Source organism: Williamsia sp., from assembly GCF_016462415.1.
Taxonomy (GTDB): Bacteria; Actinomycetota; Actinomycetes; order Mycobacteriales; family Mycobacteriaceae; genus Williamsia_A.
The window spans coordinates 28106-34833 of sequence record NZ_JAEMTF010000020.1 but is presented as its reverse complement, the minus strand read 5'-3'; the positions used below and the strand labels follow the sequence as shown (position 1 = coordinate 34833).

Below are 6728 nucleotides of genomic sequence, written 5' to 3'. Positions count from 1 at the left end.
TATCTCGCGTCGGATCCCCAGGTGAAGAACATCCTGTTGCCGTACCAGAGCTGACAAGCCGCCGACTGTGCGGAAAGCACTCATCGAGTGTGCGTTGTTCGCCACGAAACTCACCTGACGCCGTCAGCACACTCGATGGCGCTTTCCACACAGTCAGCCCGTGGTCGCGCTTTCCACACAGTCAGCCCAAGGGCTCGTCACACCGGGCTCCATTGACTGGCCATGCGTACCGCCGCCGACCAATTGGCGAGGCGCCGTGCACGATCGGCGGGGTCGACGTCCGGGTGCCACACCGCCGCGGCCCGCCAGTTGCGGCGCAGCTGTTGCTCATCGGTCCACAGCCCCACCGTCAACCCGGCGGCATACGCCGCACCCAGTGCCACCGCTTCGGCCATCTGCGGACGCGTCACCGGGACATCGCACATGTCGGCGATCATCTGCATCATCGTGTTGTTCGCGGTCATGCCGCCGTCGACGACCAGCTCGGTCAGCGACGTCTCGACGCCGGCCGCGGCGAGGTCGTCGTTGACCGCGGTGACCATGGCCGCGGCGGCGAACGCGTTGGTCTCCAACGCCGCCCGCGCCAGATGTCCACGGGTGATGTACGACGTCAACCCGACGATCAACCCGCGGCTACCCGAGACCCAGTGCGGAGCATGCAGGCCGGAGAACGCGGGCACTATGTAGCACCCACCGTTGTCGGTGACGGTCGAGGCCAGCGTCTCGATCTCCGCCGGCGTGGCGATGATCCCCAGGTTCTGCCGGATCCACTCCACCAGCGCACCGGCCGTCGGGTTCGACCCCTCCAATGCGTAGCGGATGGGTTGCCCGTCGGACTGGAAGGCGACCGTCGTGACGAGTCCGCTGCGCGAACGCACCAGAGTGGTACCGGTGTTGAACAGCAGGAACCCACCGGTGCCGAGCGTGTACTTCGACTCCCCCGCGCGCAGCGCCGTCTGGCCGACCAGTGCGGCCTGTTGGTCACCGATCATCGCGGTGATCGGGATGCCCGGAACCGGTGCGGCGGTCACGCCCACCCTGCTCATCGACGGTCGGATCTCCGGCAGGATCGCCGCGGGGACGTCGAACACGTCGAGCAGCGTCGGATCCCATTGCACGGTCTCGATGTTCATCAGCATGGTACGGCTGGCGTTGGTGGGGTCGGTGACGTGCAGCCCGCCGTCGACGCCGCCGGTGAGGTTCCACACCAGCCAGCTGTCCATGGTCCCGAACAACACCCTCCCCTGATCGGCCGCAGCCCGCGACCCGGTGCACGCGTCGAGCATCCAACTCAGTCGCGGCGCGCTGAAGTAGTTCGACAGCGGCGCCCCGGTCCGGTGCTCGACGTCGGCGGCGACGCCCCGAGCGCGTAGCTCCTCGACCTTGTCGGTGGTCCGGGTGTCCTGCCACACGATCGCGCGGTGCAGCGGGATCCCGGTGGTCGGATCCCAGATCACGGTGGTCTCGCGTTGGTTGGTGATCCCGAGTCCGACGAGCTGATCGGGGTCGATCCCACCGTTGCGCAGGGCCTCGGGGATCAACCGTTGCACCAGCTTCCAGATCTCGAGCGCGTCGTGCTCCACCCATCCGGGCTGCGGGAAGTACTGGGTGTGTTTGCGCTGGGCGACCGAGACCATGACCCCGCCGCGGTCGTAGATGATGCAGCGCGTCGAGCTCGTGCCCTGATCGATCGCGGCGACGTACCGTGCCGTCATCGTCGGCGTCCCCTCGTCGTCGATCCCGTCATTGCAGCTCTCCGTGACCCATGGAGCGGGAGATCGACCGGGCCGCGGCGATCAGGTTGTCCAGCAGGGCCGGTCGCGGCGCCCCGGACCGGGTACACACCTCGTCGATCTCCCCGGACAGACCGACCGCGGCCATCACCGATCCGCCCTGATCCCGGACGGGAGCGGCCAGGGTCGCGACATCGGGCTCCAGATCGCCCCGACCGCAGGCCCATCCGCTGTCCCGGACCGCTGCGAGTTCACGAGCGAGCTCGGCGCCATCGGTGACGGTGCGGTGGGTGAGCGCGGGAAGTCCGGCCGCGACGAGTTCCCTGGCCAGATGGACGTCGAAGGCGAGATGGATCCGGCCGTGCGCGGTGGCGTGGGCCGGCACGGACCGGCCGGTCCGCAGTACGAGGCCGCCCCCGTGCGCGGCCAGGACGTCGTGGATGATGCGCACCTCACGCCCCCGCAGCACGCTGATCTGCGTCGCCATCCCGGTCCGCGCCGCCAACGCGTCGGTCCAGTTCATCGCCCGCGACCGGATCTCGTTGACGTCCCAGCGGTCCCTGCGGGCACCGAACGGGTCGTCGGCCAGGTAGTACCCGGCGGTGTCGGCGGTCTGTTCGACCGCCCCGACCGCGACCAACGTCCGGACCAGACCGTGCGTGGTGGTCTTGGCCAGACCGAGGGCTGACGCGATCTCCGACAGCGCGACCGGCTCGGGCCGGGTGGCGAGCAGGTGCAGGACCGCCGTCGCTCGTTCCACGGATTGGATCAGACCCGGCATGTGTCCGGACGCTACGCCTGTCGGCGCGATTGTTCGACATTGTCGAACGACGTCCCTCGTCAGGGTGTTGCCACGTGATTAGCGTGGAGTTCGGATGAGATCCACATCACTTCCGATCCACCCTCCGACGAAGCAGGGACACATGACGCAATACATCGGTGCCATCGACCAGGGAACCACGAGTACCCGGTTCATGATCTTCGACCAGGCCGGGGCCGAAGTGGCCCGCCACCAGCTCGAACACGAGCAGATCATGCCGCAGGCGGGGTGGGTCGAACACGATCCGATCGAGATCTGGGAGCGCACCTCCTCGGTGCTGCAGAACGGTCTGCGCAAGAAAAACCTCAAGGCGGGTGACCTCGCCGCGCTGGGCATCACCAATCAGCGCGAGACCACCGTCGTCTGGAACAAGAACACCGGCCGGCCCTACTACAACGCGATCGTGTGGCAGGACACCCGCACCGACAAGATCGCCTCGGCACTCGAGCGCTCCGGCGCAGGCGACACGATCCGCGAGAAGGCCGGCATCCCGCCCGCCACCTACTTCGCCGCGGGCAAGGCGCAGTGGATCCTGGAGAACGTCGACGGCGTGCGCGCGGACGCCGAGAGCGGCGACGCCCTGTTCGGCACCATCGACACCTGGGTGATCTGGAACCTGACCGGCGGCGTCGACGGCGGCGTGCACGTCACCGACGTCACCAACGCCAGCCGCACCATGCTGATGAACCTCGAGACCCTCGACTGGGACGACGAGCTCATCGCCCTCTTCGACATCCCGAAGCAGATGCTGCCGACGATCGTCCCGTCGTCGCCCACCGAGCCCTACGGTCACACCACCCGCACCGGCCCGCTGGCCGGCGAGGTCCCCATCGCCAGCGCGCTGGGCGATCAGCAGGCCGCGATGGTCGGTCAGGTCTGCTTCTCCCCCGGGCAGGCCAAGAACACCTACGGCACCGGCAACTTCCTGCTGCTCAACACCGGCGAGAAGCTGGTGCGGTCGAAGAACGGTCTGCTCACCACCGTCTGCTACCAGTTCGGCGACAAGCCGCCGGTGTACGCCCTCGAGGGGTCGATCGCCGTCACCGGATCGGCCGTGCAGTGGCTGCGCGACCAGCTGGGCATCATCTCCGGTGCCGCACAGAGCGAATCGCTCGCCCGCGAGGTCCCCGACAACGGCGGCGTCTACTTCGTGCCCGCCTTCTCCGGTCTGTTCGCGCCCTACTGGCGTTCCGACGCTCGCGGCGCGATCGTGGGACTGTCCCGCTTCAACAACAACGCCCACATCGCACGCGCGACGCTGGAGGCGATCTGCTACCAGAGCCGCGATGTCGCCGACGCCATGGAGAAGGATTCCGGCGTCAAGCTCGAGGTGCTGCGCGTCGATGGTGGCGTCACGGCGAACTCGCTGTGCATGCAGATCCAGTCCGACGTACTCGGCATCCCGGTGAGCCGGCCGGTCGTCGCCGAGACCACCGCCCTGGGCGCTGCCTATGCGGCCGGTCTGTCCACCGGGTTCTGGAAGAACACCGAGGAGCTGGAAACCCACTGGAAAGAGGAATCCCGGTGGGAGCCGCACTGGACCGAGGCCGAGCGGGCCGACTACTACGGGCGCTGGCAGAAGGCCGTGACCCGCACCCTGGACTGGGTGGACGTGTGAGCAGCGGCAACGCCCCGCGTCACCGGACCCATGTCCCAACGGATTTGATCAACAGGAGTACCCAATGACATTGCAACCAGTTGCCCTCGACCCTGCCTCGCGTCGCGCGGCGTTGTCCTCCATGGCTTCTCAGGAACTCGACGTGCTCGTGATCGGCGGCGGTGTCGTCGGTGGCGGCGCCGCGATCGACGCCGCGACCCGCGGACTGCGCGTCGGCCTCGTCGAGGCCATCGACTACGGAGCGGGCACGTCGAGCCGTTCGTCGAAGCTGTTCCACGGTGGTCTGCGCTACCTCAAGCAGCTCAACTTCTCGCTGGTCTTCGAGGCCCTGCGTGAGCGCAAGCTGATGCTCAACACCGTCGCCCCGCACCTGGTGCGCCCGGTCGAGTTCATCTTCCCGCTCGTGACCCCGATCTATGACCGCGCCTACGCGGGTGCGGGTATCGGCTTCTACGACATCCTCGGCGCGGGACGCGGTGTGCCGCATCACCTCCGCCACATCGGCAAGAAGAGCACCTTCGAGATCTTCCCGGGCGCCAAGCGCGGCAAGATCCGCGGCGGCGTCCTGTTCTACGAGGGACAGGTCGATGACGCCCGGCACACGATGATGCTGACGCGTACGGCGGCCAGCTACGGCGCGCTGTGCGCATCGAGCGCGCGGGTGACGAGCTACCTGCGCGACGGCGATCGCATCATCGGCGCCCGGGTCGAGGACCTCGAGTCCGGTGAACAGGTCGACGTCCGCGCCAAGCACGTCGTCAACGCCGCCGGCGTCTGGACCGACGAGCTGCAGGAGTTGGTGGGCAGCACGAGCGGATTGCGCGTCAAGGCATCCAAGGGCGTCCACATCGTGGTCCCGCGCGACCGCATCGACTCGGCCGTCGGACTCATCACCGAGACCGAGAAGAGCCTGCTGTTCGTCATCCCGTGCCCGTGGAGCGACGACTTCTGGATCATCGGCACCACCGACACCGAGTGGAACCTCGACCTGGCCCACCCGGCCGCGAGCAGCGCCGACCTCGACTACATCCTCGCCGAGGTCAACGTGATGCTGGAGAAGCCACTGGTGCGCGACGACATCGTCGGCGTCTACGCCGGACTGCGTCCGCTGCTGGCCGGCGAGTCCGACCAGACCAGCAAGCTGTCGCGTGAGCACGCCGTGGTCCCCGCCGCGCCCGGTCTCACCGTGATCGCGGGCGGCAAGTACACCACCTACCGGGTGATGGCCGCCGACGCCATCGACGCCGCCGTCGCGGGACAGCGCGGCGTCGAACCCTCCCGGACGGCGAGCATCGCGCTCGTCGGCGCCGACGGGTTCGACGACCTGTGGGAGGCGCGTGTGCGCCTGGCCAACGAGCACAACCTGCCCGTCACGACCGTCGAGCACCTGCTGCGTCGGTACGGAAGTGCGATCTCGGAGATCTTCGAGTTGATCGCGGCCGAGCCCGAACTCGGCACCCCGGTGGCCTCGACCGACAACCGGTACCTCGGCGCGGAGATCCGCTACGCGGTGACCCACGAGGGCGCACTGCACCTCGTCGACATCCTCGCGCGGCGCACCCGTGTGTCGATCGAGACCAGGGATCGCGGCAAGAGCGCCGCATCCGACGTGGCCGACATCGTCGCCGGCGCACTCGGGTGGAACGACGAGCAGCGCACCCATGAGATCGAGAACTACAGTGCGCGTGTCGATGCCGAGATCGAGTCGCAGCGGCAGCCCGACGACCGGACCGCTGACGCGGCCCGGATGGGTGCACGAGGCGTCCGTGGATCGGCGGCGGTAGCGGACGTGTCCGCATGAGCGCCATCTCGGACGGCCAGATCTGGCTGTGGGAGATCATCGGGACCGCGGTCCTGATCCTGCTCGGTGCGGGCGTCGTCGCGGGCAACAACCTGGTGAAGTCGGGCTTTCACAACAGTGGCGGCCTGTTCATCAACTTCGGTTGGGGCCTGGCGGTTTTCGCCGGTGCGTCCATCGCGTGGCAGTCGGGTGCGCACCTCAACCCGGCGGTGACCCTGGGCCTGGCGATCGCGGACAAGACGCCGTGGTCGCAGGTGCCGGTCTACATCTGCGCGCAGATGATCGGCGCGTTCATCGGCGCGATGCTCTGTTATGCGGCGTACAAGAAGAACTTCGACGCCGATCCACACCCGGAGAACACCCGTGGCATCTTCTGCACGGGCCCACAGGTCAAGAACTACTTCTGGAACACCGTGACCGAGGTCATCGGCACGTTCGTCCTGGTGTTCTGGATCCTGCGCTCTCCGGCCATCTCGCAGAACGGCGGCACCCTTGACCTGGGTAACTCCGGCCTGGGATACGCCGGCGTGGCGTTCGTCGTCCTCGTCATCGGCAACAGCCTGGGTGGCCCGACCGGGTACGCCATCAACCCGGCGCGTGACCTCGCCCCCCGAATCGCGTATGCGCTGATGCCGATCAAGGGCAAGGGCAGTCTCGAGTGGAACTACGCGTGGGTGCCCGTCGTCGGACCGATCATCGGCGGCGCGCTCGCCGGTGGCCTGTTCCTGCTCACCCAGAACGTGTGACCCGACCGGA

At 67.8% G+C, this 6728-nt stretch carries 5 protein-coding genes; 3 read left to right on the top strand and 2 right to left on the bottom strand.

Annotated elements, in window-relative coordinates; translation table 11 throughout:
* Positions 1 to 197: 197 nt before the first annotated feature.
* Both glpK (JHC79_RS07550) and JHC79_RS07545 read right to left on the bottom strand, forming a co-directional pair.
* Entirely contained in the window at positions 198 to 1715 is a 1518-nt protein-coding gene (gene glpK, locus JHC79_RS07550) for a glycerol kinase GlpK (protein ID WP_296389540.1), read from the bottom strand.
* Positions 1716 to 1743: 28 nt separating this feature from the next.
* On the bottom strand, positions 1744 to 2493 hold the full coding sequence (locus JHC79_RS07545) for an IclR family transcriptional regulator (protein WP_296389539.1): 750 nt from the start codon (positions 2491 to 2493) through the stop codon (positions 1744 to 1746).
* A gap of 163 nt (positions 2494 to 2656) precedes the next feature.
* On the opposite strand from JHC79_RS07545, the gene glpK (JHC79_RS07540) reads away from it, so the two are divergent.
* The 3 genes from glpK (JHC79_RS07540) to JHC79_RS07530 all read left to right on the top strand — a co-directional run bounded on the left by glpK (JHC79_RS07540) (position 2657) and on the right by JHC79_RS07530 (position 6718).
* Positions 2657 to 4171 (top strand): glycerol kinase GlpK, encoded by a 1515-nt coding sequence (gene glpK / locus JHC79_RS07540; RefSeq protein ID WP_296389538.1) that lies wholly within the window; start codon positions 2657 to 2659, stop codon positions 4169 to 4171.
* Positions 4172 to 4235: 64 nt separating this feature from the next.
* On the top strand, positions 4236 to 5972 hold the full coding sequence (locus JHC79_RS07535) for a glycerol-3-phosphate dehydrogenase/oxidase (RefSeq protein ID WP_296389537.1): 1737 nt from the start codon (positions 4236 to 4238) through the stop codon (positions 5970 to 5972).
* A complete protein-coding gene (locus JHC79_RS07530; RefSeq protein ID WP_296389536.1) occupies positions 5969 to 6718 on the top strand; it encodes an MIP/aquaporin family protein in 750 nt (249 codons plus the stop codon). The genes JHC79_RS07535 and JHC79_RS07530 overlap by 4 nt, the downstream gene beginning before the upstream one ends.
* Positions 6719 to 6728 lie beyond the last annotated feature (10 nt).